The organism is Edwardsiella piscicida, assembly GCF_021733145.1.
In the GTDB taxonomy this organism is placed as follows: Bacteria; Pseudomonadota; Gammaproteobacteria; order Enterobacterales; family Enterobacteriaceae; genus Edwardsiella; species Edwardsiella piscicida.
Genome location: NZ_CP090968.1, coordinates 2,156,199 through 2,181,765 on the forward strand (window position 1 = coordinate 2,156,199; position 25,567 = coordinate 2,181,765).

General features: G+C 61.1%; 24 protein-coding genes and 3 tRNA genes. 13 read left to right on the plus strand and 14 right to left on the minus strand.

Annotated elements, in window-relative coordinates; translation table 11 throughout:
* Positions 1-529 precede the first annotated feature (529 nt).
* Positions 530-682: a Hok/Gef family protein gene (locus L1P05_RS09770; RefSeq protein WP_015461695.1), complete on the plus strand. Its 153-nt coding sequence runs from the start codon at positions 530-532 to the stop codon at positions 680-682.
* Between the two features lie 283 nt (positions 683-965).
* On the opposite strand, the gene L1P05_RS09775 is transcribed toward L1P05_RS09770, so the two are convergent.
* From L1P05_RS09775 to uvrY, 6 genes are all read right to left on the minus strand, one after another.
* Positions 966-1,052: transfer RNA gene (locus L1P05_RS09775), tRNA-Leu, on the minus strand.
* Positions 1,053-1,066: 14 nt separating this feature from the next.
* Positions 1,067-1,140: transfer RNA gene (locus L1P05_RS09780), tRNA-Cys, on the minus strand.
* Between the two features lie 38 nt (positions 1,141-1,178).
* Positions 1,179-1,254, minus strand: a tRNA-Gly gene (locus L1P05_RS09785).
* A 137-nt stretch (positions 1,255-1,391) separates the two neighbouring features.
* Positions 1,392-1,940: a CDP-diacylglycerol--glycerol-3-phosphate 3-phosphatidyltransferase gene (gene pgsA / locus L1P05_RS09790; protein ID WP_012848878.1), complete on the minus strand. Its 549-nt coding sequence runs from the start codon at positions 1,938-1,940 to the stop codon at positions 1,392-1,394.
* Between the two features lie 54 nt (positions 1,941-1,994).
* Positions 1,995-3,827, minus strand: coding sequence for an excinuclease ABC subunit UvrC (gene uvrC / locus L1P05_RS09795; RefSeq protein ID WP_015683393.1), 1,833 nt, complete (start codon positions 3,825-3,827; stop codon positions 1,995-1,997).
* Positions 3,820-4,476: a UvrY/SirA/GacA family response regulator transcription factor gene (uvrY, locus tag L1P05_RS09800; RefSeq protein ID WP_012848880.1), complete on the minus strand. Its 657-nt coding sequence runs from the start codon at positions 4,474-4,476 to the stop codon at positions 3,820-3,822. Before uvrY ends, uvrC begins: the two co-directional genes overlap by 8 nt.
* Before the next feature lie 566 nt (positions 4,477-5,042).
* On the opposite strand from uvrY, the gene L1P05_RS09805 reads away from it, so the two are divergent.
* A complete protein-coding gene (locus L1P05_RS09805) occupies positions 5,043-5,267 on the plus strand; it encodes a DUF2594 family protein (protein WP_012848881.1) in 225 nt (74 codons plus the stop codon).
* Positions 5,268-5,359: 92 nt separating this feature from the next.
* Positions 5,360-5,689: a GlpM family protein gene (locus L1P05_RS09810; protein ID WP_012848882.1), complete on the plus strand. Its 330-nt coding sequence runs from the start codon at positions 5,360-5,362 to the stop codon at positions 5,687-5,689.
* Positions 5,690-5,723: 34 nt separating this feature from the next.
* On the opposite strand, the gene hchA is transcribed toward L1P05_RS09810, so the two are convergent.
* On the minus strand, positions 5,724-6,578 hold the full coding sequence (gene hchA, locus L1P05_RS09815) for a glyoxalase III HchA (protein WP_015461697.1): 855 nt from the start codon (positions 6,576-6,578) through the stop codon (positions 5,724-5,726).
* Positions 6,579-7,509: 931 nt separating this feature from the next.
* Complete coding sequence (icd, locus tag L1P05_RS09820) at positions 7,510-8,763, minus strand: NADP-dependent isocitrate dehydrogenase (RefSeq protein WP_012848885.1); 1,254 nt, start codon at positions 8,761-8,763, stop codon at positions 7,510-7,512.
* A gap of 243 nt (positions 8,764-9,006) precedes the next feature.
* Here icd and rluE point away from each other — a divergent pair, with 243 nt between their 5' ends.
* The 7 genes from rluE (at position 9,007) to L1P05_RS09855 (ending at position 15,653) form a co-directional block, all read left to right on the plus strand.
* The gene (rluE, locus tag L1P05_RS09825) at positions 9,007-9,636 is read left to right on the plus strand and encodes a 23S rRNA pseudouridine(2457) synthase RluE (RefSeq protein ID WP_370686058.1); all 630 of its coding nucleotides are present in this window, start codon (positions 9,007-9,009) and stop codon (positions 9,634-9,636) included.
* 37 nt (positions 9,637-9,673) lie between these two features.
* Positions 9,674-10,120 (plus strand): NUDIX hydrolase, encoded by a 447-nt coding sequence (locus L1P05_RS09830; protein WP_012848887.1) that lies wholly within the window; start codon positions 9,674-9,676, stop codon positions 10,118-10,120.
* 92 nt (positions 10,121-10,212) lie between these two features.
* Entirely contained in the window at positions 10,213-11,316 is a 1,104-nt protein-coding gene (gene mnmA / locus L1P05_RS09835; RefSeq protein WP_012848888.1) for a tRNA 2-thiouridine(34) synthase MnmA, read from the plus strand.
* A gap of 158 nt (positions 11,317-11,474) precedes the next feature.
* On the plus strand, positions 11,475-12,530 hold the full coding sequence (locus L1P05_RS09840) for a GGDEF domain-containing protein (protein WP_012848889.1): 1,056 nt from the start codon (positions 11,475-11,477) through the stop codon (positions 12,528-12,530).
* Positions 12,531-12,692: 162 nt separating this feature from the next.
* Positions 12,693-13,319, plus strand: coding sequence for a high frequency lysogenization protein HflD (hflD, locus tag L1P05_RS09845; RefSeq protein WP_012848890.1), 627 nt, complete (start codon positions 12,693-12,695; stop codon positions 13,317-13,319).
* 28 nt (positions 13,320-13,347) lie between these two features.
* Positions 13,348-14,718, plus strand: a complete 1,371-nt coding sequence (purB, locus tag L1P05_RS09850; protein ID WP_012848891.1) for an adenylosuccinate lyase — start codon at positions 13,348-13,350, stop codon at positions 14,716-14,718.
* Positions 14,719-14,894: 176 nt separating this feature from the next.
* Positions 14,895-15,653: a GntR family transcriptional regulator gene (locus L1P05_RS09855; RefSeq protein WP_012848892.1), complete on the plus strand. Its 759-nt coding sequence runs from the start codon at positions 14,895-14,897 to the stop codon at positions 15,651-15,653.
* A 51-nt stretch (positions 15,654-15,704) separates the two neighbouring features.
* On the opposite strand, the gene L1P05_RS09860 is transcribed toward L1P05_RS09855, so the two are convergent.
* Positions 15,705-16,757 (minus strand): ADP-ribosylglycohydrolase family protein, encoded by a 1,053-nt coding sequence (locus L1P05_RS09860; protein WP_012848893.1) that lies wholly within the window; start codon positions 16,755-16,757, stop codon positions 15,705-15,707.
* A gap of 354 nt (positions 16,758-17,111) precedes the next feature.
* Here L1P05_RS09860 and phoP point away from each other — a divergent pair, with 354 nt between their 5' ends.
* The 3 genes from phoP to L1P05_RS09875 all read left to right on the plus strand — a co-directional run bounded on the left by phoP (position 17,112) and on the right by L1P05_RS09875 (position 20,529).
* The gene (phoP, locus tag L1P05_RS09865) at positions 17,112-17,786 is read left to right on the plus strand and encodes a two-component system response regulator PhoP (protein WP_012848894.1); all 675 of its coding nucleotides are present in this window, start codon (positions 17,112-17,114) and stop codon (positions 17,784-17,786) included.
* Complete coding sequence (phoQ, locus tag L1P05_RS09870; RefSeq protein ID WP_012848895.1) at positions 17,783-19,249, plus strand: two-component system sensor histidine kinase PhoQ; 1,467 nt, start codon at positions 17,783-17,785, stop codon at positions 19,247-19,249. The genes phoP and phoQ overlap by 4 nt, the downstream gene beginning before the upstream one ends.
* Positions 19,250-19,407: 158 nt before the next feature.
* Positions 19,408-20,529, plus strand: coding sequence for a ribosomal protein uL16 3-hydroxylase (locus L1P05_RS09875; protein WP_012848896.1), 1,122 nt, complete (start codon positions 19,408-19,410; stop codon positions 20,527-20,529).
* A gap of 78 nt (positions 20,530-20,607) precedes the next feature.
* Here L1P05_RS09875 and cobB read toward each other — a convergent pair whose 3' ends face one another.
* Genes cobB through lolC form a run of 5 tightly spaced genes read right to left on the minus strand, consistent with a single transcriptional unit; the run spans position 20,608 to position 25,546 of the window.
* Positions 20,608-21,468, minus strand: a complete 861-nt coding sequence (cobB, locus tag L1P05_RS09880; RefSeq protein WP_012848897.1) for a Sir2 family NAD+-dependent deacetylase — start codon at positions 21,466-21,468, stop codon at positions 20,608-20,610.
* Complete coding sequence (gene nagK / locus L1P05_RS09885) at positions 21,468-22,373, minus strand: N-acetylglucosamine kinase (RefSeq protein ID WP_012848898.1); 906 nt, start codon at positions 22,371-22,373, stop codon at positions 21,468-21,470. The genes cobB and nagK overlap by 1 nt, the downstream gene beginning before the upstream one ends.
* 11 nt (positions 22,374-22,384) lie before the next feature.
* Positions 22,385-23,632: a lipoprotein-releasing ABC transporter permease subunit LolE gene (gene lolE, locus L1P05_RS09890; RefSeq protein WP_012848899.1), complete on the minus strand. Its 1,248-nt coding sequence runs from the start codon at positions 23,630-23,632 to the stop codon at positions 22,385-22,387.
* The gene (gene lolD / locus L1P05_RS09895) at positions 23,632-24,351 is read right to left on the minus strand and encodes a lipoprotein-releasing ABC transporter ATP-binding protein LolD (protein ID WP_012848900.1); all 720 of its coding nucleotides are present in this window, start codon (positions 24,349-24,351) and stop codon (positions 23,632-23,634) included. The genes lolE and lolD overlap by 1 nt, the downstream gene beginning before the upstream one ends.
* On the minus strand, positions 24,344-25,546 hold the full coding sequence (lolC, locus tag L1P05_RS09900; RefSeq protein ID WP_012848901.1) for a lipoprotein-releasing ABC transporter permease subunit LolC: 1,203 nt from the start codon (positions 25,544-25,546) through the stop codon (positions 24,344-24,346). The genes lolD and lolC overlap by 8 nt, the downstream gene beginning before the upstream one ends.
* Between the last annotated feature and the right edge of the window lie 21 nt (positions 25,547-25,567).

Below are 25,567 nucleotides of genomic sequence, written 5' to 3' on the forward strand. Positions count from 1 at the left end.
AGTCCTGCGACGTTAGCTTCCGAAACGGCAAAGTGGAGATAGTGGCTCACATGGCCTACGGATCCGAGTAAGTGAGCGACAGGGGCGGTTCGCCGCCCCGATCGCTTTGTCGAACGCATGGCCCCAAGGCACCCAAACCTCAGTAACACAAAAAGCCCGCAGGGAGACCTGCGGGCTTTTCTGTTTATACGTTGCATGGCTACGTCGCCACCCTATCGCCATTTCATCGCAACGAGAAAGCTGAGGGGCAGCCGCGTAGGCAAGCCAGTGACCGCATCGCGACCCTCCGCAGAAACCCCACGCAAAATGGACCGTAGACTACGCGGCGGCAGAATGAGTATGCGGTGATTATTTGCGCAGAACAGCGAAAGGCGATAGATTAGCCGCGGGTGCCTTGGACTTGTCTGTCTGGGCAACCTGCAGGCAAAGAAAAAGCCCCACCTGACGATAAATCAACGTGGAGCCTCTCTTATGCATGACAACATGATAGTAGCCCACTTACTCGCCAAATGGCAAGGAGAAGTCGGCTATGGAGCCACACAAACCAGCGCTTATCGCGCTAATCGTTACCAGTATCACGCTATTAGGCGTATTACTGCTGACAAAACAAAATCTCTGCGACGTTAGCTTCCGAAGCGGCAAAGTGGAGATAGTGGCTCACATGGCCTACGGATCCGAGTAAGTGAGCGACAGGGGTGGTTCGCCGCCCCGATCGCTTTGTCGAACGCATGGCCCCAAGGCACCCAAACCTCAGTAACACAAAAAGCCCGCAGGGAGACCTGCGGGCTTTTCTGTTTATACGTTGCATGGCGGGAAACCGCGGGTAGAAAAACACGGAGAAGTCGGTGGCGCGTTTTTATCTGCTGCCATTTTGCTGCCACTGAATAAATTTAAGATACAAAAAAACCACCTTGCGGTGGCTTAAACACAAAACATATCGTTTTGATTTTTATACTATTTTGTCATGGTACCCGGAGCGGGACTTGAACCCGCACAGCGCGAACGCCGAGGGATTTTAAATCCCTTGTGTCTACCGATTCCACCATCCGGGCGGCGACAAATAAAATGGAGGCGCGTTCCGGAGTCGAACCGGACTAGACGGATTTGCAATCCGCTACATAACCGCTTTGTTAACGCGCCAAACTGATTGACCCTGCCGTGGAGCAAGATCTTAAATTTGGAGCGGGAAACGAGACTCGAACTCGCGACCCCAACCTTGGCAAGGTTGTGCTCTACCAACTGAGCTATTCCCGCATAATCAACTTATTTAGTTGTATCTTCTGGCTTTTCATTATTGCCGTCCGATGCGATGCATTCTACTTATCTGACCGGCGGCGTCAACTCTCTTTTTCGCATCGGCCGCCCGTTTGCCGCTTTTTAACGCAGCGTCGTCAGGAGTCCAGCAGATCGCTGCGGGCAGCGCTCAGGTATTGGAACATCGACCAGAAGGTCAACACCGCGGCGATATACAGCGCGACGATCCCGGCGACGGTGATATAGATGTCTGGGCGCCACAGCAGGCCGACCAACGCCATCATCTGCGCGGTGGTTTTCACCTTGCCGATCCAAGAGACGGCGACGCTGCTGCGCTTGCCGATCTCCGCCATCCACTCACGCAGGGCGGAGATGATAATTTCGCGGGCGATCATGGTCGCGGCCGGCAGGGTCACCCACCAAACGTGGTAATACTCCGTGACCAGCACCAGCGCCGTCGCCACCATCACTTTATCGGCCACCGGATCAAGGAAGGCACCAAAGCGGGTAGTCTGCTTCAAGCGGCGGGCGAGATAGCCGTCAAACCAGTCGGTCACCGCCGCCACCACAAAGATCAGCGCGCAGGCGAAGGGGGCCCAGGCAAACGGAAGATAGAACGCCAGAACAAAAAACGGAATCAATATAACGCGGAACAGCGTTAATAACGTGGGGATATTTAATCGCATAGTACTGGACTATCTTCCTTTCGTGGATACTGCGTTTATGTTGCTACAACGCCCTCATTGTTTCAACGCATAGTGGATCTTTTCCGCCAATGCGACTGAAATACCGGGCACTTTTGCGATCTCATCAACACTGGCATCGCGCAGCGGTTGCATTCCGCCCATATATTTGAGCAGCTGCTGGCGCCGCTTGGGTCCGATGCCTTCAATGGACTCAAGCGCGCTGGTGCTGCGTACCTTCGCCCGTTTTTTCCGATGCCCGGCGATCGCGTGGTTATGCGACTCATCGCGGATATGCTGGATCAAATGCAGCGCCGCTGAGTCTGGCGCCAGGGAGAAGCCCTCCCCCTGTGCTTCAAAGAACAGCGTCTCCAGCCCCGCCTTGCGATCGCTCCCTTTGGCAATCCCCAGCAGCAGCGGATGATGCGTATCCCAAGGCACCTCCAGTTCGGCAAACACCTGCTTAGCCTGCGCCAGCTGTCCCTTACCGCCGTCGATAAAAATAACGTCGGGGATTTTCTCTTCGTTCAGCGCCTTACCATAGCGACGGCGCAGCACCTGGCGCATGGCGGCATAGTCGTCGCCCGGGGTAATGTCACTGATATTATAGCGCCGATATTCGCTGCGCAGCGGTCCATTGCGATCGAATACCACGCAGGAAGCCACCGTCTCCTCCCCCATAGTGTGGCTGATATCAAAACACTCCATGCGTTGAATGTCCGCCCGTCGCAGCACCTGCTCCAGCTGCGCCAGGCGCTGCAGAATGGTCGACTGCTGGGAGAGCTTGCTGTTCAAGGCCGTCGAGGCGTTGGTGCGCGCCAGCTTAAGGTAGCGGGCGCGATCGCCGCGCGGCTGCGACTGGATGTGGATCCGTCGTCCGGCCAGCTCACTGATGGAGTCCGCCAGCAGCTGGCGATCCGGCAGGGCAAAGTCGATCAGGATCTCTCCCGGCAGCGTGCGCATCTGACTGCCCTGCAGGTAAAACTGGCCGACAAAGGTCTGCAGGACCTCAGCCAGCGTCGTGCCTGCGGGAACCCGAGGGAAGTAGCTGCGGCTGCCCAACACCTGCCCCTGGCGAATAAACAGCACATGGATGCAGGCCATCCCCGCCTCAAAGGCGACGCCAATCACGTCGATATCATCGTGATCGCCGGAGATAAACTGGCGCTCGGTCACCCGTCGCACCGCCTGGATTTGATCGCGCAGCCGCGCGGCCTCCTCAAAGCGCAGCGCCCGGCTGGCCTCCTCCATCCTGGCCACCAGCGCGTCGATCACCTGACTGTCCTTTCCCGAGAGGAACAGCCGCACATACTCTACCTGGCGGGCATACTCCTCATCGCTGACCAGCCCGGCGACGCAGGGGCCCAGGCAGCGCTGGATCTGGTATTGCAGGCAGGGACGTGAGCGGTTGCGGTAGACGCTGTCTTCACACTGGCGAATGGGGAACAGCTTCTGCAGCAGGGCTAGCGTCTCACGCACCGCGTTCGCGTTGGGAAACGGGCCAAAGTAGTCGCCCCGGGCGCGCTTGGCGCCGCGGTGTACCGCCAAACGCGGGTGGCGCTCGGCGCTGAGAAAGATCAGGGGGTAGGATTTGTCGTCGCGCAGCAGCACGTTATAGCGGGGCTGGTAGCGCTTGATGTAATTGTGCTCCAGCAGCAGCGCCTCCGTTTCCGTGTGGGTCACGGTCACGTCGATCTGGGCTATCTGACGTACCAGGGCTTCGGTTTTACGGCTGGCAAGCTGGCGACGGAAGTAGCTGGCGAGGCGTTTTTTGAGATCTTTTGCCTTACCGACATAAATAACCTCTGCGCCGGCATCGTACATCCGGTATACACCCGGTTGGTTGGTCACCGTCTTTAGGAAGGCGACCGCATCAAAGCGCTCACTCACTGCTCAAGATTTTCTCTGCGTTGCACAGCCCGTGACGGATAGCCAGGTGGGTTAACTCGACATCCCCGCTAATGTTCAGCTTGCTGAACATACGGTAACGATAGCTGTTCACTGTTTTTGGGCTCAGATTCAGCTGTTCAGAAATCTCGGTCACCTTGCTGCCTTTGGTGATCATCAGCATAATCTGCAGCTCGCGCTCAGAAAGCGAGCCAAACGGGGATTCACTCTGCGGCGTCAGCTGGCTCAGCGCCATCTGCTGGGCGATATCAGAGGCGATATAGCGCTGACCGGCGTATACCGCCCGGATCGCGCTGATCATCTCCTGCGGCGCCGCCCCTTTGCTCAGATAGCCGAACGCGCCGGCCTGCATCACCTTCGCCGGCAGCGGATTTTCCGTATGAATGGTCAGCATGATGACTTTGATCTCCGGCTTTACCCGTAGGATCTTACGTGTGGCCTCCAGCCCGCCGATGCCCGGCATGTTCATGTCCATCAATACGATATCTGCACAGTTGCTGCGGCACCACTTCACCGCATCTTCGCCGCACTGCGCCTCGCCTACCACTTTAATCCCTTTGATATCTTCAAGAATGCGTCGGATCCCTGCGCGCACCAGTTCGTGGTCATCAACAAGAAGAACGCTAATCAAAGATAAATCTCCCAGCTAGAGGAAACAACAGCATACTTTTATACCAAGCTGTCTCAGTTTACTGTTTTTTGCCGAAAGAATGAATAGTGTAAATGTTACTTAATGCGGAAATATTGATAAGGCGGTTGGCGTGTACCGATATCCTCACGCGCCGGCATCGCACCGAAACACTCTTTTAAAACCAATAAGTTATCTGTAAATCGTTTAAAAACGCTGCGCTACCCCATAAACTGCCGCGTAAAAAAACGCGATTTTGACGCAGCCTCGTAATAGGCTGAATATAATCAGCGCATTGAGAAAATACACGACAAAAATGACTTAATCCCACCGCAGATAAATGGCGTGCCTATCGCCTTAGTGTATACAAAAACGACATTTTTCTGTGTATATAAAGTAAAAAATAAACGGCGCTATAATCGGATCAATCCCCGTAACGTTACAGCGCAATAAACTGGGTTTTGTGATATACTCCGCTATCGATTTTGCCCTGCGCAATTGCTATCGACCCCCTATGAACAGCCGTGTGCCACAGGCGAGCGGTATATTATCTGAACGAAAGGTAACCTATGAGTAACGTTGATTTTTCTACCGAAGCGACCATTGAAGCCTTAACGCACGAGGTCACCTGCCTGAAAGCGACCCTGACCGAGATGCTCAAGGCGATGGGCCAGGCCGACGCCGGTAAAGTGATCATCAACATGGAAAAATACGCCGCCCGCATCGAGGATCAGGACCAATCCGACGCCTTTAAGAAAACCATGGCGCAGATCAAGCACGTCTACCGCCAGTAACCGGTTCTCCCCGGCGCGGCGGGTGCCGTTGTCAACGGCGCATCCGCGTCGGGGGTCTCCTCCGCAGCCCATCCGCAAAGGAGTGCCGCGCCATGGGACTCACCCTCAAAGCGCTAATTGGCGCGCTGGCGGTATTGCTAATCGCCCTGCTCTCGCGCAGTAAAAGCTACTACCTGGCTGGGCTGGTGCCCATGTTCCCCACCTTCGCGCTGATCGCGCACTATATCGTCGGCCGTGAACACAGCGTCGATGCCCTGCGTCGGACGATCCTGTTCGGCATCTGGGCCATCATTCCCTATCTTGTCTACCTGCTCTCGCTGTACCTGCTGGTTCCCCACCTTCGCCTCTCCCTGGCGCTGCTGAGCGCCGTCGTCGCCTGGGGGATCGCCGCCGCGCTGCTGATCCTGCTGTGGGGACGTTAAGCATCCCCACTCACAGAAAACGCGCCGCAGCGCCTCAGGCGCCGTACTGCGCCAGCAGCGTCCGCGCGGCCAGCTGCCCCAGCGCGTTGGCGGCAAACGGGCTGTCTCCGCTCAGCAGCTTGCGATCCTGGTGCACCTGCCCCGAAATCGCCGTATTGACCAAGGTCATTCCCATCGCCTGTAGCCGCTCCCCGAAAAACCACGGCAGCTCGCCCGGCATATAGCCGATCGCCGGCGTTTGTCGATCGGCGCTGTCGGGAAAGGCGCACAGGGCATAGCCCCGCAGCGGGTTCTCCCCCAGCGCCAGAGAGAGAAACGCCGCCGGACCATGACAAATGGCAATCAGATAGCGATCTTCGCGCATGGTCCAGCGGATCGTCTCCGCCACGTCGGCGTCAAAGGGCAGGCCGATCAGCGCGCCGTGACCGCCGGGAATAAATACGCCGGCATAGTCCTGCTCTCCCGCCGTCAGCGCCGACAGGACCTCTCGCAGACGACGCGGGCGACGAAACTGCGGTAGATAATGCTGGTACAGCCCCTGAATCGCCGCATCTTCACAGGGCATGGCCCAATGCTCAAACTTCACCATCAGGCCCGAGGGCGTCGCAATATCAAACGCAAAGCCCGCCTGGTGCAGATGATACATCGGCAGCAGCGTCTCTACCGGATGGTTCCCGGTGGAGAAAAGCGTACCGTTCGCCATCGCGAGATAGCGCTCATCCGTCGCAATAACTAAGATTTTTTTACCGCCGTCGTAGCGCTGCGCATAGTCCGCGCCGCTCAGATCGGAGGTGGAACGGGTAAATTGATTCAGCGAAAACGCCGAGGGAAAAAACGCATTCGGCTCCGCGCGGTCGGGCACCGGTTGCTGACTGAGCTCCTGTTTCATTCCATTCCCCATCGTGGCTATCAATATGCCCGTTAATTATAGGAGGCGCCGTCATTACCAGGGATGATAAAGCGTATTATTGTTTAACCGAAAGCCACTCGTCTCTGTATCCATTGGTGGCCACTGGCGCATCAACTCCCCGCGCTACGAGCCGCCGCGCTTCTACGGCAGCATGAGGATTTAACCTTCGGACGTAGGCTGGCGCCTTACCCTGCCCTGCCTCTCGTGACAAACCACAGGCTGCCCCGAGCGTTTTGAGAACGCAGAGCGAACCACGCCATAGAGAGGCCGCCTTGGTCAGCTGGGGAGTCATTCATAACAGAGCGCCCCGAAAACGGGGCATTCATTTCAAAGTGAATAAAACGATCAATAAATATCAGCGTATCCCAGCGGGATTAACCCTACTAAAATGTTACCAGCGAAGCGGTAACGTCGGAGAACCGGCGTAATGCGCAGCGTGGCGTAAGGTTGTCAAAGACAGTATTCTCTTCTCTATATAAATTCCCCGATATGTCAATCGTGTTGATTATCCGTAATCAGCGCGAGGCGCTAATGTGTGGCGATAAGCATAACGTTTAGATTGATTGATCGTTTAGTCAAAAACGATATTCAGCACGCCGTGTCTGATGGGAAGTCGTTTACCGTGACGAAGGGGCTATCGACCCAAAAGTATGGAGCGATGCGCGGATGTCAGCAGACGATACCAGGCAAAACGTATTATCTATATGCGGTATACCCGGCAATTGTCGAGCCATAAATCATCCAATTAGCCGGTGAGATACCGATGACGATAGGCGGAGAAAAACGGGCGACAAACTCGGTGTCGCGGTGTAATGAAGGGAGCGTCGGTCATTTTTTGATGTCCATTCGCATACGACAAAACCAAACGGAGGTTATTACACCTCCGTTGATTTTCTAACCACTCAGAACATCACATGTTGTCGATGATCGCATCGCCAAACTCTGAACATTTCAGCAGCTTAGCGCCATCCATCAGACGTTCGAAGTCATAGGTCACGGTCTTATTGGCGATCGCCCCTTCCATACCTTTAACAATCAGGTCCGCCGCTTCCGTCCAGCCCATGTGACGCAGCATCATTTCGGCAGACAGGATGATCGAACCGGGGTTCACCTTATCCTGACCCGCGTACTTCGGCGCGGTGCCGTGGGTCGCCTCAAACAGCGCGCACGCGTCGCCAATGTTGGCGCCCGGCGCAATGCCGATGCCACCGACCTGCGCCGCCAGAGCGTCGGAGATATAGTCGCCGTTCAGGTTCATGCAGGCGATCACGTCATACTCCGCCGGACGCAGCAGGATCTGCTGCAGGAAGGCATCGGCGATCACATCCTTGATCACAATGGTTTTCCCACTGTGTGGATTCTTCACCGCCAGCCACGGTCCGCCGTCGATGGGCTCGCCGCCAAACTCCTCGCGCGCCAGCTGGTATCCCCAATCTTTAAAGGCCCCTTCGGTAAACTTCATGATGTTGCCCTTGTGCACCAGGGTCACCGAGTCGCGATCGTTGGCGATAGCGTACTCGATCGCCGCGCGCACCAGGCGCTGGGTCCCCTGCTCGGAGCACGGCTTCACCCCGATGCCGCAGTGCTCAGGGAAGCGGATCTTATTGACGCCCATCTCTTTGCGCAGGAAATCGATGACTTTTTTGGCCTCGGGGCTGTCGGCTTTCCACTCGATGCCGGCGTAAATATCCTCGGCGTTTTCACGGAAGATCACCATGTCCGTCAGCTCCGGCTGTTTGACCGGGCTGGGCGTCCCTTGGTAATAGCGCACCGGACGCAGGCAGATATACAGATCCAGCCGCTGGCGCAGCGCCACGTTGAGAGAGCGGATCCCGCCGCCGACGGGCGTCGTCAGGGGGCCCTTAATCGCTACGCGGTATTCGCGGATCAGATCCAGCGTCTCATCGGGCAGCCAGACATCCGGGCCATAGACCTGGGTCGCCTTCTCTCCGGTGTAGATCTCCATCCAGGCGATGCGGCGCTCACCGCGGTACGCCTTGGCGACGGCGGCATCCACCACCTTGATCATCGCCGGCGTTACATCGACCCCGATACCATCGCCTTCGATGAAGGGAATAATCGGCGTCGCCGGGACACTCAGCTTTCCCTGCGCATCGGCGCTAATCTTCTGCCCGTTGACCGGAATAACGACTTTACTTTCCATTAACCTATCCCTCCGCGTAACTCGCTCAGGCCTCGCCTGCGTTAACAGACGCCAACCGGTTGATTTAATAAAAATTACACCTTATCTTTCTCTGCTATTTTGTTAAATCACTGTAAAACTTATGTCAATATTACTGAAATTAAAGACAGACGCCAATCGGAATCCATTTTTAGGTATAATCCGTGCGCCGCCGCACAATCCTGCGCGGACAGCTCCTTGCTAACATCCTATATGGCCACAGAAATGTCAAAAACAGCCCCCATTTCCCGCGCTCGGCGTCCGGCGTCATTCTCCCGCCGTCCCAGTATAGCCAAGCGTCCCGCGGCGCCGCGTCAGGTGGTGATTTTTAATAAGCCCTTCGACGTCCTGCCGCAGTTTACCGATGAGCAGGGGCGCGCCACCCTGAAAGACTATATCTCGCTGCAGGGGATTTACGCCGCGGGGCGGCTGGATCGCGACAGCGAGGGGCTGCTGGTGCTGACCAACGATGGTCGGCTGCAGGCGCAGCTGACCCAGCCCGGCAAGCGCACCGGCAAAGTCTACTATGTGCAGGTCGAGGGCGAGCCTGACGAGGCGGATCTCCGGCGCTTTTGCCAAGGGCTGACGCTGAAAGATGGCCCGACCCTGCCCGCCCTGGCCGAGCGCGTCGCACAGCCGGAGTGGCTCTGGCCGCGCAATCCGCCGATCCGCGAACGTAAAAATATCCCGACCAGCTGGCTTAAAATCACCCTGTATGAGGGGCGTAACCGCCAGGTTCGCCGCATGACGGCCCATATCGGTTATCCTACGCTGCGCCTGATCCGCTATAGTATGGGTTCTCTTACCCTGCAGGATCTGGCGCCGGGGGAATGGCGCCTGATCGACTGGCCCTGACGGCCTCTGGCCTCAGCGCCGCGACGGAGGCATCACCGTGCTCAAACCCCATGTGACCGTGGCCTGCGTAGTTCAGGCCGAAGGGCGTTTTTTAATCGTTGAAGAGACCATTGACGGCCAGCCGCGCTGGAACCAGCCCGCCGGGCACCTGGAGGCCGGGGAGACCCTGCTGCAGGCGGCGGCGCGCGAACTCTGGGAGGAGAGCGGCCTCCGCGCCGATCCGCAGCATCTGCTGCAGATCTTTCAGTGGGTGGCGCCGGACGCCACGCCGTTTCTGCGTTTTACCTTCGCCATCGATCTGCCGCGCATGGTCGACGCTGTCCCCCATGACGACGACATCGACCGCTGCCTGTGGCTAGACGCGGCGCAAATCCTTCGCGCCACGCAGCTGCGCTCCCCTCTGGTGGCGGAAAGCCTGCGCTGTTACCAGCGGGGCGCACGCTACCCGCTGGCTCTGCTGTGCGCCTACCCCACCCAGCCCTGAGGCGAACGGGGCACCCGAGAGGCGGTGCGCGCACGTAGGCAACGTGATAAAATGCGGCTTCGTTTATGTTCCACTCAGACTGCGAGAGTCTCATGTCAGATAACAGCCAGAAAAAAGTGATCGTCGGAATGTCCGGCGGCGTCGATTCCTCCGTATCCGCCTACCTATTACAACAACAGGGATATCAGGTTGCTGGCCTGTTCATGAAGAACTGGGAAGAGGACGATAGCGACGAATACTGTTCAGCGGCGACCGATTTAGCCGATGCCCAGGCCGTCTGCGATAGGCTGGGCATCGAGCTGCATACCGTCAACTTCGCCGCCGAATACTGGGACAATGTCTTCGAGCTGTTCCTGCAGGAGTACCGCGCCGGGCGCACGCCCAATCCGGATATTCTGTGCAACAAAGAGATCAAGTTTAAGGCGTTTCTGGAGTTCGCCGCCGAAGATCTGGGCGCTGACTACATTGCCACCGGCCACTATGTGCGCCGCCGCGACATCAACGGCACCACCCAACTGCTGCGCGGCGTCGATGCCAATAAAGATCAGAGCTACTTCCTGTACACCCTCAGCCACCAGCAGGTTGCGCAGAGCCTGTTCCCGGTAGGCGAGCTGGAGAAGCCCGAGGTGCGGCGCATCGCCGCCCAGCTGGATCTGGCCACCGCCAAGAAAAAGGACTCTACCGGCATCTGCTTTATCGGCGAACGGAAGTTCCGCGAGTTTCTGGGCCGCTATCTGCCGGCGCAGCCGGGTAAGATCGTCACCGTGGACGGTGAGACGATCGGCGAGCATCAGGGGCTGATGTACCACACCCTGGGACAGCGCAAAGGGCTCGGCATCGGCGGCACTAAAGAGGGCAGCGAAGAGCCGTGGTACGTGGTGGACAAAGATCTGGACAACAATGTTCTGGTGGTCGCCCAGGGCCATGACCACCCGCGCCTGTTCTCCAACGGCCTGATCGCCCAGCAGCTGCACTGGGTCGATCGCCGTCCCCTCGGCGCGCCGCTGCGCTGCACGGTGAAAACCCGCTACCGTCAGGCCGACATTCCCTGCCTGGTCACCCCGCTCTCCGACGACCGCATCGCGGTGCGCTTTGACCAGCCCGTCGCCGCCGTCACGCCGGGGCAGTCTGCGGTGTTCTACCAGGATGAGGTCTGCCTGGGCGGCGGGATCATCGAAACCCGCCTGGTCGACTGATCGCGCCAGCGCTTCCCGCGCGCCCCCTCGGTGCGCGGGTCTTTCCCAGTGTCTGGCTGGCTTTACATTCCCCCGGCAACGATTCCGCCCGCGCTTTTCGGCTGCCCGCCTCCCTGTGCTAGACTAAGAAAAATCTTAATTTTGCGCCCGTAGTCCTGATGAGCCCGCTGCAATCCCTCGACGTTCTGTACATCAACGCCTGCGTTACCTACGCCACGCTCTCCGTGAGCTATTTCGCGCTGAGTAAACAGGGGGCCCTGGGGCCCGCATCGCCGCTATCTGGCCGTATTCTGTGGGGGATCGTCGCCGGCCTGCTCTCCTGGTATCTGACCGGCAGCAAGATGTACTTTACCGCGCAGATCCACTACACCTTTGAAATTGTTCCGATGCTGCTGGTGACCTTCTTCGGCGGCTGGTGCGCTGGCCTGACGGCCTGGCTGCTCAACTTCGTCACCACCGGTGGCTTTGTCCTCGACAACCTGTTTATCGGGATGATGCTGGCGCCGGTGCTGCTGGCGCGCGTGTGGCGGCGCAATACCCTGCGCACCTTTATCCTGTGCATTTCGCTGGTAACGCTGTTCCGCCTGCTGATCGTGATCCCCTATGTGACCCAGCGCATCTATCTGCTGGACGTACTGCTGCATCAGACCATCTCCTACTTCTGCCTGCTGGTCTGCTACCAGACCCTGGCCCTCAAGCAGCGCAGCATCAGCGCCTATTTCACCCTGAGCGAGTCGGCCCTGCGCGACCAGCTGACCCAGACCAATAATCGCCAGGGGCTCCAGCAGCAGATCCTGCGCCTGGAGCACAGCCGCAGCGCCTGCTGCATCGCCATGATCGATATCGATAACTTTAAGCAGATCAACGATCGCTACGGCCATCTGTGCGGCGACCGGGTCTTGACCGCCGTCGCCGCCATCGCCTCGCAGACCCTGCAGCCCCGGGACTACATGGCCCGCTTCGGCGGAGAGGAGTTTGTCATCCTGTTTCCCGGGAAGACGCTCGAGCGGGCCAACGCGCGCTGCGAGCAAATTCGCCAGGCCATCTGCAGTACTCCCATCTACCTTTGCCATAACCAGCAAATCCGGGTGACCGCCTCCTTCGGCCTTAGCTATTTCGACGGTCGCGACAGCCTGCAGCAGGCCATCGCGCGGGCCGACGGCGCCCTGTACCGCGCCAAGCGCCGCGGTAAAAACCGCGTTGAGTGCGCCTGACGCACCGCGCGGGCGCCATCGTTTGCGCAGATGTGCGCCAGTTACCCGCGCCAATCGCCCGTGCCGCTAGGTTTAACGCCGCGTTTATGGCATGATCGTGCGTCAGAATCTGACACCGACGCCGCGGCGCCGGTGTTTCGCTGCCCGCAAACAGGAGTCCACGTGGCGAAGAATTACTATGACATCACTCTAGCGCTGGCCGGCATCTGTCAGTCAGCGCGTCTGGTTCAGCAGCTGGCCCATGAAGGGCAATGCGACAATGCCTCGCTGCGTACCTCGCTGAACAGTATTCTTCAAACCGATCCGCCGAATACCCTGGCCGTCTTCGGCGACCATGAGCGCGTGCTGAAGCCGGGTCTGGAGACCCTGCTCAACGTACTGAACGCCAACCGCCAGGGACCGGGCGCAGAGCTGACCCGCTACTGCCTTAGCCTGATGCTGCTGGAGCGTAAGCTGTTCGGCAACCCGCAGGCCCTGCGCACCCTCTCAGAGCGTATCGGCGAGCTCGATCGCCAGCTGGCGCACTTCGATCTGGAGTCCGACACCATCGTCAGCGCGCTGGCCGCCATCTATGTGGATGTGATCAGCCCGCTGGGGCCGCGTATTCAGGTCACCGGCTCTCCCGCCGTGCTGCAAAATGCCCTGGTGCAGGCGCGGGTGCGCGCCGCGCTGCTGGCGGGGATCCGCGCCGGGATCCTGTGGCAACAGGTCGGCGGCAGCCGACTGCAGCTGATGTTCTCTCGTAACCGCCTGTTCCAGATGGCGCAGAATTTATTGACCCACAGTTAACCTTTCCCAATCCCAGGAGTTGCTACCGATGGAATTATCCTCCCTGACCGCCGTATCCCCGATCGACGGCCGCTACGGCGACAAAGTCAGTGCCCTGCGGCCGATCTTTAGTGAGTTCGGCCTGCTGAAGTTTCGCGTCCAGGTAGAAGTGCGTTGGCTGCAAAAACTGGCCGCCTGCGCAGAAATCGGCGAAGTTCCCGCTTTTGACGCGGACGCAAACGCTTTCCTTGACCGGATCGTCGACCAATTCAGCGAAGAGGATGCCCGCCGCATCAAAACCATCGAGCGTACCACCAATCACGACGTGAAGGCGGTCGAGTACTTCCTGAAAGAAAAAGTGGCTGACCAGCCCGCGCTGCACGCGGTCTCCGAGTTTATCCACTTCGCCTGCACCTCCGAGGATATCAACAACCTCTCCCATGCCCTGATGCTGAACAGCGCGCGTGAAGAGGTGCTTAAGCCGGTCTGGCGCCAGCTGATCGATACCCTGCGCGATCTGGCGCAGCGCTACCGCGATATTCCGCTGATGGCGCGCACCCATGGTCAGCCGGCCACTCCCTCGACCGTCGGCAAAGAGTTCGCCAACGTCGCCTACCGCCTGGAGCGTCAGTTCCGTCAGCTGACGCAGGTTGAGATCCTGGGCAAAATCAACGGCGCCGTCGGCAACTATAACGCCCATCTGGCCGCCTACCCGCAGATCGACTGGCACGCCTTCAGCGAAAGCTTTGTCACCTCGCTGGGGATCCAGTGGAACCCCTACACCACCCAGATCGAGCCGCACGACTATATCGCCGAGCTGTTTGACTGCGTCGCCCGCTTTAACACCATTCTGCTCGACTTTGACCGCGACGTATGGGGCTATATCGCGCTCAACCACTTCAAGCAGAGAACTATCGCTGGCGAAATCGGCTCCTCGACCATGCCGCACAAGGTCAATCCGATCGACTTCGAAAACTCCGAAGGCAATCTGGGCCTCTCCAACGCCCTGCTGGGACACCTGGCGTCCAAGCTGCCGGTATCGCGCTGGCAGCGCGATCTGACCGACTCCACCGTCCTGCGCAACCTGGGGGTCGGCCTCGGCTACGCCCTGATCGCCTACGCCTCGACCCTCAAGGGGCTGAGCAAGCTGGAGGTCAACCAGGATCATCTGCTGGACGAACTGGATCACAACTGGGAGCTACTGGCCGAGCCGGTGCAGACGGTGATGCGCCGCTACGGTATCGAAAAGCCCTATGAGAAGCTCAAGGAGCTGACCCGCGGCAAACGGGTCGACGCCGCCGGGATGCAGCGCTTTATCGACGGTCTGGCGCTGCCGGAAGAGGAGAAGGCGCGCCTGAAGGCCATGACCCCGGCCGCGTATACCGGTGCGGCCGCCGCGCTGGTCGATAAATTAAAGTAACACGCTGAACTGCTTGAAATTACGCCACCCGTCTACGCGGGTGGCGTCGCCGTACTCCTCCACGCGCCCGCGGTCACACTGCGCCGACTTTTTACTTCTGCCGCGCCCCGTCAGCGACTACACTGATATCCTACAATATTGCTTATCATTGAGACCATCTCCGGACCCTGAACGCTATGAGTGCCGACCCGACCCCACTGTTACAAAAGCTGCGTGACGATCTCGCGCAAAGCGGCTCAATGCCGATCTATCTGCGCTTTAACGAATCCATCCGCCAGGCCATCGCCCAGGGCATGCTGCAGCCGGGCGACTTTCTGCCCAGCGAGCGCGCCTTTACCGATGCCCTGAAAATTTCACGCATTACGGTACGCAAGGCGCTGGCCTGCCTTGAGCAGGATGACATTATTGGTCGCGGACGCGGCTTTGGTACCCAGATCAAGCAGGTGCCAATGTCCTCGCTGGCCTACTCGCTGGCCAACATCAAGGGCTTCTCCGGCGAGGTCGCTATGCAGGGGCGCCAGCCCGGCACCCGCTGGCTATCGCGTGAGCTGGTGCCCGCCTCGGCGACCATCGCCGACAAGCTGGACATCGCGATCGATACCCCGGTCTACCGTCTGGAGCGCATTCGCACCGTGGACGGCCAGGCGCTCTCCGTCGCCATCTCCTACGTGATTCGCGAGGCTATCGATGACTGTCAGGCGATCGGCGAGTCGCTGTATGACTACCTGCGCGCGCGTCAGATCCAGTTCGGCCGCCTCTCCAGCCAAATCGGCGCCTGTCTGGCCGACCCCTCGCTGCAGCAGAAGCTGGGGATCGGCGCACCGACCGCCATGCTGGTGATCCGTCAGGTGCTTAGCGATCGCGCCCAGCGTCCCCTAGAGTACAGCATTAACTACTGTCGCGGGGACATGTACGAATATACGGCGGAAGAGTAAGCGGCGCGGCCCGTCGTCGCGACGGCCCGGCCTTGGCGGCGACGGCGCGGATCAGCCCGCGCAGCGCCGCTGACGCAGACGCAGCAGCTCGGCGCCGTAGTGACCCATATCGCGCGGATTCACCTGGCGCAGCGTCGTCAGCCAGTCAGCACGGATCCCCTGAACCCCGGAGAGCGCCCCGCAGATCGCCGTCGCCATCGCCCCGATGGTATCGGTATCGCCGCCCAGGTTGGCACATAGCTCGGCGCAGCGATTGGGGCACCCGCCGGCCAGATCGACCATGGCGATCGCCGCCGGCACCGACTCAACGGTGTCAACCCCGGCGCCGATCAGCTGATACACCCGCTCGCTGCCCTGCTCATAGCCCGTCGCCGCCGCCGTCAGCGACAGCGCCAGCTCGATCCGCGCCGCCAGCGAGGGGCTGAAGGTCGACGGGCGATAGCGCTGGGCATAGTCGGCAACGCCCGGCAGCGCCAGGCGGATGGTCGCCCAGTCGGCCCCCTCGATGGCGCGGGAGACCGCCCAGGCGATCACCGCGGCGCCGGCGACCGCGATATCCGACTTGTGGGTGGGGCTGGAGGCCAGCCATACCTGCTCGACAAACGCCGGCAGCGGCGCCGACGGCAGCAGACAGCCCAGCGGGGAGACCCGCATGGCGGCGCCGTTGGTCACCCCGTTGTTCTCCAGATCGGCGATGGCCACCCCCTCCTGCTGCGCACTCAGCGCGCGGCGAGAGCTGGGGCCAAGAATATTGCGCTCAAAGGCGTCAAACCCCTGCGCCCAGGCCATGATATTGCGCGCGATCAGCTCAGGGACGACCTCGCCCTCCGCCTCCAGCAGCGCATCGGCCAGCGCTAGCGCCATCGCGGTATCATCGGTATACTGCCCGGCGCTAAAATAGCAGGCGGCGCAGTTCTCCTGCGGCCCGTCCAGAAAGCGGTCTATCCAGCCAAAGTGACGGCGCACGCGCTCACGCGGCCACAGCTCCGACGGCATCCCCAGCGCATCGCCCAGCATCTGCCCGTACAGCGCGCCGAGAATGCGCTGCTCGATCTCGGCTTCGCCCGTGGTTTGTGCGGTTGCCTGTGCGGTGGATAATGTCATACCTTCCTCTCTCTCTCTGTCCGACGACGACGCTGCCGCGGTGCCACATAGTACCTTAATAATACCACAAGAGACAGTCTACGACAGCGCCCCCGTCGACCTTCGCCCTCGATCACATTATTCCGTCATACAAGTGCCCACGATCACCCCAGCCTCTCCGTCAGTTTACCTACCGTTGACGCTACGGTGTTTATGGTTAGCCGACGGAGGCTCCGCTACGGCGCCCCACCGCGGCCTAGGGAGAGTCGTTCTCGGCATCATTATGCATGGACGCTACACAGACTTTCCGCTAGGGTGAAACAGTGGATCCGGCGAACGGCCGGTAACCCGATTCGGGAGTGAAAGAACCTATACATGCGTATCTTAGTCGTCGAAGACAACAATCTGCTGCGCCATCACCTGTCGGTACAAATGCGCGAGCTGGGCCACCAGGTCGATGCCGCGGAAAACGCCAAAGAGGCGGACTTTTTTGTCCGCGAACAGAGCCCTGATATCGCGATCGTCGACCTCGGCCTGCCGGGAGAAGACGGCATGAGCATGATCCGCCGCTGGCGCAGCGAGCAGATCACCCTGCCCATTCTGGTGCTCACCGCCCGGGAGAGCTGGCAGGAAAAGGTGGCGGTGCTGGAGGCGGGCGCCGATGACTATGTCACCAAACCCTTCCATTTAGAAGAGGTGCTGGCGCGCATGCAGGCGCTGATGCGCCGCAACAGCGGCCTGGCCTCACAGATCATCAGCATGCCCCCTTTCCAGGCGGATCTCTCTCGCCGCGAGCTGCGGGTCAACGAAACGCTGATCAAGCTCACCGCTTTCGAGTACACCATCATAGAGACCCTGATCCGCAACAGCGGCAAAGTGGTCAGCAAAGATGCCCTGATGCTGCAGCTCTATCCCGACGCCGAGCTGCGCGAAAGCCATACCATCGACGTACTGATGGGACGCCTGCGCAAAAAGCTGCAGAATGAGTACCCGGGCGACGTCATCACCACCGTGCGCGGTCAGGGCTACCGCTTCGACGTGCCGGCATGATGCTACAGCGCTGGCGGGCATGGAAAGCCCGCCCCTTCTCGCTGCGCACCCGCTTTATGCTGGCCACCGCCGCGATGGTGTTTCTGCTCTCGCTGGCCTATGGCCTGGTGGCGGTGGTGGGCTACGCCGTCAGCTTTGACAAGACCACCTATCGCCTGCTGCGCGGCGAGAGTAATCTGTTTTTTAGCCTGGCCCACTGGCAAGATGGGCGCCTGACCATCACCCCGCCGCCCAACATGGCGCTGAATACCCCGACGCTGGTGATGATTTACGACCGCGAAGGGCGCCTGCTCTGGTCTCAGCGCCAGGTGCCAGCGCTGGAAAAGCGCATTGCGCGCAGCTGGCTGGAGAAGCCGGGCTTCTATGAGATCGACAGCAACAAGCATTTCAGTAGCACGGTGCTCGGCGACAACCCGCAGATGCAGGATCAGCTGAAGGACTACGATGACGACAGCGCCGACGCCATGACCCACTCCGTCGCCGTCAGCCAATATACCGCCACCGCGCACCTGCCGGCGCTGACCATCGTGGTGGTCGATACCATCCCCCAAGAGCTGCAAAACTCCGACATGGTCTGGGGCTGGTTCAGCTATGTGCTGATCGCCAACGTGCTGCTGGTGATCCCCCTGCTGTGGCTCGCCGCCTACTGGAGCCTGCAGCCGATCAAGGCCCTGGCCACCCAGGTGCGCGAGCTGGAGAAGGGGCAGCGCGATAGCCTCAGCGAAAATCCGCCCCATGAGCTGCGCGGGCTGGTGCGCAACCTTAATATTCTGCTGAGCAACGAGCGCCAGCGCTATACCCGCTACCGCACCACCCTCGCCGATCTGACCCACAGTCTGAAGACCCCGCTGGCGGTGCTGCAAAGCACCCTGCGCTCCCTGCGCAACGGCAAAACGCTGAGCGTCGAACAGGCCGAGCCGATCATGCTGGAGCAGATCAGCCGTATCTCCCAGCAGATCGGCTACTACCTGCACCGCGCCAGCGCCCATTCGGAGCACAGCGTGCTCAACCGCGAGGTACACTCGGTATCGGCGATCCTCGACGCCCTGACCTCGGCGTTGAACAAGGTTTACCAGCGCAAGGGGGTCGACATCTCGCTGGATATCCCGCCGGAGCTTACCTTTATCGGTGAAAAAAACGATCTGATGGAGGTGATGGGGAACCTGCTGGATAACGCCTGCAAATACTGCCTGGAGTTTGTGGAGGTCAGCGCCTGCCTGCACGGCGACGGCCTGATGCTGTGGGTCGACGACGACGGCCCCGGCATTCCGCGCGACAAACGCGAGCTGGTGTTCGCCCGCGGTCAGCGCGCCGACACTCTGCGCCCCGGCCAGGGGCTGGGGTTGGCCCTGGTGGACGAGCTGGTCAATCAGTACGACGGCAGCATCACCGTCGGTGACAGCCCGCTGGGCGGCGCACGCATCTGCGTACGCTTTGGCCAGCAGCAGCCGGATTGTGATTAAATCGGCCACCGGCCGCACAATATTCCCCTTAGCCCGGCGGATCGCCCCGCGTCATCCGTTATACTAGGCTGTACTCCGCCGCGCGCTGTGACCCCGATGTCCTCGCGCGGCGGAGCACCTGCGACCGCTGTGCCCACCACCATCACAGGACACTCACCATGGATTATCAGCTCGATCTCGACTGGCAGGACTTTCTGCAAAACTATTGGCAAAAACGCCCGCTGGTTATCCGGCACGGTTTCAAGAACTTCATCGATCCGCTCTCACCGGATGAGCTGGCCGGACTGGCGATGGAGCAAGAGGTGGATAGCCGCCTGGTCTGCCGCGACGACGCGCAGTGGCAGGTGTCCCACGGCCCGTTTACCAGCTACGATCACCTGGGCGAGACCAACTGGTCGCTGCTGGTGCAGGCCGTCGACCACTGGCACACGCCGGCGGCGGCGCTGATGCGGCCGTTTCGGCGCCTGCCGGACTGGCGCCTCGACGATCTGATGATCTCCTTTTCGGTCCCCGGCGGCGGCGTCGGCCCCCATATCGACCAGTATGATGTCTTTATCATCCAGGGCAGCGGGCGGCGACGCTGGCGCGTCGGCGAGAAAGGACAGCGCCGCCAGCACTGCCCGCACCCGGATCTGCTGCAGGTCGATCCCTTTGACGCCATCATCGACGTCGAGCTGTCCCCGGGCGATATCCTGTATATCCCGCCCCACTTCCCCCATGAGGGCTATGCGCTGGAGAACGCCCTGAACTACTCGGTGGGGTTCCGGGCGCCCAATGCCCGCGAGCTGATCAGCGGCTTTGCCGATCACATGCTGGCCCACGATCTCGGCGGCAACCACTATGCCGATCCGCAGCTGGCGCTGCGCGACAATCCGGCGGAGATCCTGCCGCAGGAGCTGGAGGCCCTGCGCGCCATGATGGTGGCCCAGCTCAACGACGGCGACAGCTTCCAGCGCTGGTTCGGCGAGTTCATCAGCCAGTCTCGCCACGAACTGGACATCGCGCCGCCGGAGCCGCCCTACCAGGCTGGCGAGGTGTATGAGCTGCTGCAGGCCGGTGAGGTGCTGGAGCGTCTGGGGGGAATTCGGGTGCTGCGTATCGCGGAGCGCTGCTATATCAACGGGGAGCCCCTCGACTGCGAGAACGCCGTCGCGCTCGATACGCTGGCGCGTCATACCTGCCTGAACGCCGCCGCGCTGGGCTGTGCGCTGGACGATCCCGCCTTCCTGACCGCCCTGACCGGGCTTATCAACAGCGGCTACTGGTTCTTCCAGGACTGAACGCGCGCACAAGTCGCGCCGTAAACGGGGCGGCCGTCGGCCGCCCCTGACGCCACCGCACCGCGGCGGGCGCGGGCATTACTGCCCGTTGGAGGGAAAGCCGCAGCGGATCAGCAACTGCTGCAGATACTGCGGCACCACCTGACTGGCCGGCCCGTAGTGTCGCTCATCGAACTCGCTCTCCACCTGGCTCGGCTCCAGATTCAGCTCCACCGTATGGGCGCCGCACAGACGCGCCTCATGGACAAACCCTGCGGCGGGATAGACATGGCCCGAAGTGCCGATGGCGATAAACTCATCGGCCTGCTGCAGCGCCTGGTAGATCTCATCCATCCCGATCGGCATCTCACCGAACCACACGACGTGCGGGCGCAGCGGCGCCGGGATCTGGCAGCAGTGGCAGCGGTCGTCCACGCTCAGATCGCCGCCCCAGCGGAACACCTGACCGGACTGGGTGCAGCGCACCTTGAGCAGCTCGCCGTGCATGTGGATCACCCGCTGGCTCCCGGCGCGCTCGTGCAGGTTATCGATATTCTGGGTGACCAGCAAAAAACGGTCGCCCAGCGCCTGCTCCAGACGCGCCAGCGCCAGGTGCGCCGCGTTGGGCTGGATCGCCGGTTGCTGCAGCTGGCGGCGGCGATCGTTATAGAACGCCTGCACCAGCGCGGGATCGCGCTGATAGCCCTCCGGCGTGGCCACGTCCTCCACCCGGTGCTCTTCCCACAGGCCATCCGCCGCGCGGAAGGTCCGGATCCCGGACTCCGCCGATACGCCGGCCCCCGTCAGTACCACGATGAAAGGTAACTTCATGGTCTCCCCCCTATCGGCCTCCGCGGCGTGCCCCCAGACGATATCCTGATAATAGACCAGAGAGCGCAGACGCTGGTGGCGTAGCCGTTTGTTTTTCCTGATGCGACAAATACGATGACGCGTTTTCATTATGATGACTCCTTATCCGCGCAGGCCGCCGTGCGGGCCATGCAGCGGGTGTCGCTCAGATGTAAAAAAGCGGCGCCGCGCGTGCCACCGTCGTCCCCATAGCGGGCCGCAATGATCGGCGGCACCCGGGCGACGCGCAGCAGGTAACGCGCAATCCGCGTTTCCAGCAGGGCAAACAGCTCGCTAAAGTTAGACAGCCCGCCGCCGATCACGACCAGATGGGGATCGAGGACGGTGAACAGATTGGCCAGACAGATGGCCAGCAGATCGGCGAAGCGCGCGACGTGGGCCTGCGCCCGCGCATCGCCTTCCCGATAGCGGGCCACGATCTGCGGCGCCGTCAGCGCCTCGCCATAGAGATGATGGTACAGCCAGGCAAATCCGCGCCCCGAGATGTAGTTCTCCATACAACCGCGCTGACCGCAGCCGCAGGCCAGACGCGGCGTATCCGCGCCCAGCAAATCGAGCGCATCCAGCGGCAGGCGCAAATGGCCAAACTCGCCGGCGACGCCGTTGCCCAGAATGATCCCCAGCACGCTGGGGTAGGCCTGCGCCGCGCTGTCCCACGCCTCGGACAGGGTAAAACAGTTGGCATCGTTCTCTACCCGCACCTCGCGGCCAACGCGCGCCGCCAGATCCTGGGCCAGCGGACGACCCATCGCCGCCGGCACATTGGCGCAAAACAGGGTGCCGTCCGGGCGCTGCAGGCCGGGGATACCGATCCCGACGCAGCCGCATGTGCCGTAGCGGCGATCGGCCTCGTGGATCAGCGACTCCAGCGCCGTCAGCAGCGCGGCGTAATCCTCGCGCGGCGTCGCCACGCGCCGGTAGCCGACCTGGCTCAGGCGCTCATCATACACCCCCAGCGCCAGCTTACTGCCGCCGAGATCGAAACCGTAGTACATCGGCCCCCCCGTCACTGACCGCCGCTCAGCACCCGCGCAGGGTCGATGCGGCTGGCGCGCCGCGCCGGATACCAGCTGGCCAGCAGACTCAGCACGATGGCCGTCAGCAGCACCGCCAACACGTCGCTCCACTGCAGCTGACTGGGCAGGAAGTCGATGGGATAGATATCGCCCGAGAGCAAGCGATGTCCCAGCAGGCGCTCGATCAGGCGGCCAATCAGCGTCAGCTTCAGCGACGCCGCGACGCCGATAGCCACCCCGCACAGGCTGCCCACCAGCCCGGACAGCAGTCCATACCAGATAAAGATGGCGCGGATCAGCCCATCCCGGGCGCCCAGCGTACGCAGCACGGCGATATCGCCGCTCTTGTCCTTCACCGCCATCACCAGGGTCGAGACGATATTGAAACAGGCGACGCCGATCACCAGCACCATGGCCAGATACATGATGACGCGGATCATCTGAATATCGCGGAACATATAGCCGTAGGTGCCCTTCCAACTGCGGATGTAGACATAGTCGTTAGTCACCTCCCCCGCCGCGCGCACCACCTTGTCGGCCTGGAACGGATCGGCGACCCTGATGGCTATCCCGGTCACGCTGTCATCCAGATCCTGATACTGCTGGGCATCGGCCAAGGGAACCAGCGCCAGGGTATGGTCCAGCATTCCGCTCAGCTGCAGAATCCCCCCCACCTGCAGTCGAATACGCTTGGGCTGCAGCAGCTTCATCTGCGGATCGCTGTTGGGCACCATCACCGTCACCCAGTCTCCGCGCCGGACGCCCAGCGCATCGGCGACCCCCTTACCCAGGATCACCTGCTGTCCACCGGCGCGAAAGTCCGCCCAGGCGTTATCCAGAACATAGCGCGGCAGGGAGCTAACCCGGCTCTCTTGGGCGGGATCGACCCCGCGCACCTGTACCGCACGCAGCTGACTGCCGTGCTCCATCAGTCCGGTAAAATTGACGTAGGGCGCAGCGCCGACCACGTCCTTCACCCGATCGACGCGCGCCAGCACCGACTGCCAGTCGTTAAAGGGCTGCTCCACCGGGTAGATCTCGCCGTGCGGTACCACCGACAGGATGCGCTGATCCAGCTCGCGCTCAAACCCGTTCATCGCGCTGAGGCCGACGATCAGCACCGCCACCCCGAGCGCAATACCGACCGTGGAAATCACCGAGATCAGCGATACCATGCCGCCCCGACGCCGCCCGCGGCTGAAGCGGCGCGCGATGTGTAACGCGAGCGCCAGATCCATCAGCGAGTCTCCATCAGCGTCAGCTCCTGGGTCAGCTGACCGTCACGCATCTCCAGCTGGCGGCGCAGACGGCTCGCCAGGGCCAGATCGTGCGTCACCACCAAAAAGGCCGTCCCCTGACGTACGTTCAGCTCGCCCAGCAGATCGAAGATGGTATCGGCGGTGCGCATATCCAGATTACCGGTCGGCTCATCGGCCAGCACCAGCGATGGGTTATGCACCAGCGCCCGCGCAATGGCGACACGCTGCCGCTCACCGCCCGACAGCTCCGATGGCCGATGGTGGGCGCGGTGCGCCAGCCCGACGGCCTTGAGCATCGCCAGCGCCTGCGGCTGCGCCTGCTTAGGCTTCATGCCGCCGATCAGCAGCGGCATCATGACGTTCTCCAGCGCATTAAAGTCCGGCAGCAGGTGGTGAAACTGATAAATGAATCCCAGCTCACGGTTACGCAGCGCCGCCTTGGCCGACGCCGACATGGCGTTCAGCGAATTCCCCTTGAAGATCACCTCGCCGCTGGTCGGGGTATCCAGCCCTCCCAGCAGGTGCAGCAGGGTACTCTTGCCGGAGCCGGAGCTACCGACGATCGCCATCATTTCTCCCGGATGGATATCAAACGAGACCTGACGCAGAACGTCGGTGCTCAGTTTGCCCTCCTGGTAGCTTTTGCTCAGCCCCTTGCACTGCAGCAGTGCGGGGGGCCGGGATGAAGGGTTACTCATAACGTAGTGCCTCGGCAGGATGAACGGCGGCGGCGCGCCATGAAGGATAAATCGTTGACAGCAGGGAGAGCAGCATGGCCACCAGCGCGATGGTCACCACCTGACCACCGTGAATATCGACCGGCAGCGTGCCGCCGCCGAGCATATCGCCCAGCCCCGGCAGCAGCGTATTCAGCTGGCTGGCCAACAGGGCCCCCAGCAGGGCCCCCAGCAGCGAGCCGATGATCCCGGCGCTGGCGCCCTGCACCATAAAGACGCTCATGATCTGACGTCGGGTCAGCCCCTGGGTCTGCAGAATGGCCACCTCGCCCTGCTTCTCCATCACCAGCAGCCCCAGCGACGTAATGATATTGAAGGCGGCCACGGCGATGATCAGGCTGAGCAGCAGCCCCATCATGTTTTTCTCCATCTTCACCGCCTGGAACAGCTCACCCTTGCGGGCGCGCCAGTCCTGCCATACCAGTCCGTCGGGCAGCGCGTGCGCCACCAGCGCCTCGATATCCAGCGGACGATCCATAAACAGACGCCAGCCGCTGATGTGACCCAGCGGGTAGCGCATCAGCCGCGAGGCATCCTGCTGGTTCACCAGCAGCTGCGTCTGATCCACCTCGCTGTCGGCGTTAAAGGTGCCGATCACGGTAAAGATGCGCTGGCTGGGAATCCGCCCCATCGGGGTAAACTGGCTGGCGCTCGGCACCATCAGGCGCACCCGATCGCCGGCCTTGACACCGAGCTCGGCGGCCAGCTGGCTACCGAGGATAGCGCGGTACTGGCCCGGCTGCAGCGCGCTTTGGCTAACGCCGTTCAGATAGCGATCCAGGGGATCAGCCTCGGTGGGATTGACGCCGATCATCACGCCGACACCCACGCTGTGCGGACTCTGCAGCACCACATCGCCGGTGGTCAGCGGTGCCACCCGGTGTACGCCGGGCAGCCCCTGCAGCAGCGACGCCGGATAGCGGGCGGGGTCCAGCTGCCCCTGCGGGGTGGTCACCACCGCCTGCGGCATCAGGTTTAAAATGCTCTGCTCCAGATCGCGCTCAAAGCCGTTCATCACCGACAGTACGGTGACCAGCGCCATCACCCCCAGCGTAATACCGATGGTGGATAGCCAGGACACAAACCGCCCGAAGCGGTCCGAGGCGCGCCCACGCATATAGCGCAGGCCAATAAATAGGGCGACAGGTTGATGCATGGCTCTCTTTCTTGCAATGCG

Excerpts from the sequence above, each read along its gene's own strand:
- pgsA (WP_012848878.1), bottom strand. The coding sequence starts at position 1,940 with ATGCGATTAAATATCCCCACGTTATTAACGCTGTTCCGCGTTATATTG.
- L1P05_RS09875 (WP_012848896.1), top strand. The coding sequence starts at position 19,408 with ATGGATTATCAGCTCGATCTCGACTGGCAGGACTTTCTGCAAAACTAT.
- rluE (WP_370686058.1), top strand. The coding sequence starts at position 9,007 with ATGTCAAAAACAGCCCCCATTTCCCGCGCTCGGCGTCCGGCGTCATTC.
- purB (WP_012848891.1), top strand. The coding sequence starts at position 13,348 with ATGGAATTATCCTCCCTGACCGCCGTATCCCCGATCGACGGCCGCTAC.
- phoP (WP_012848894.1), top strand. The coding sequence starts at position 17,112 with ATGCGTATCTTAGTCGTCGAAGACAACAATCTGCTGCGCCATCACCTG.
- L1P05_RS09770 (WP_015461695.1), top strand. The coding sequence starts at position 530 with ATGGAGCCACACAAACCAGCGCTTATCGCGCTAATCGTTACCAGTATC.
- mnmA (WP_012848888.1), top strand. The coding sequence starts at position 10,213 with ATGTCAGATAACAGCCAGAAAAAAGTGATCGTCGGAATGTCCGGCGGC.
- hchA (WP_015461697.1), bottom strand. The coding sequence starts at position 6,578 with ATGAAACAGGAGCTCAGTCAGCAACCGGTGCCCGACCGCGCGGAGCCG.
- L1P05_RS09840 (WP_012848889.1), top strand. The coding sequence starts at position 11,475 with ATGAGCCCGCTGCAATCCCTCGACGTTCTGTACATCAACGCCTGCGTT.
- L1P05_RS09810 (WP_012848882.1), top strand. The coding sequence starts at position 5,360 with ATGGGACTCACCCTCAAAGCGCTAATTGGCGCGCTGGCGGTATTGCTA.
- nagK (WP_012848898.1), bottom strand. The coding sequence starts at position 22,373 with ATGTACTACGGTTTCGATCTCGGCGGCAGTAAGCTGGCGCTGGGGGTG.
- L1P05_RS09855 (WP_012848892.1), top strand. The coding sequence starts at position 14,895 with ATGAGTGCCGACCCGACCCCACTGTTACAAAAGCTGCGTGACGATCTC.
- icd (WP_012848885.1), bottom strand. The coding sequence starts at position 8,763 with ATGGAAAGTAAAGTCGTTATTCCGGTCAACGGGCAGAAGATTAGCGCC.
- phoQ (WP_012848895.1), top strand. The coding sequence starts at position 17,783 with ATGATGCTACAGCGCTGGCGGGCATGGAAAGCCCGCCCCTTCTCGCTG.
- cobB (WP_012848897.1), bottom strand. The coding sequence starts at position 21,468 with ATGAAAACGCGTCATCGTATTTGTCGCATCAGGAAAAACAAACGGCTA.
- lolE (WP_012848899.1), bottom strand. The coding sequence starts at position 23,632 with ATGGATCTGGCGCTCGCGTTACACATCGCGCGCCGCTTCAGCCGCGGG.
- lolD (WP_012848900.1), bottom strand. The coding sequence starts at position 24,351 with ATGAGTAACCCTTCATCCCGGCCCCCCGCACTGCTGCAGTGCAAGGGG.
- L1P05_RS09805 (WP_012848881.1), top strand. The coding sequence starts at position 5,043 with ATGAGTAACGTTGATTTTTCTACCGAAGCGACCATTGAAGCCTTAACG.
- L1P05_RS09860 (WP_012848893.1), bottom strand. The coding sequence starts at position 16,757 with ATGACATTATCCACCGCACAGGCAACCGCACAAACCACGGGCGAAGCC.
- lolC (WP_012848901.1), bottom strand. The coding sequence starts at position 25,546 with ATGCATCAACCTGTCGCCCTATTTATTGGCCTGCGCTATATGCGTGGG.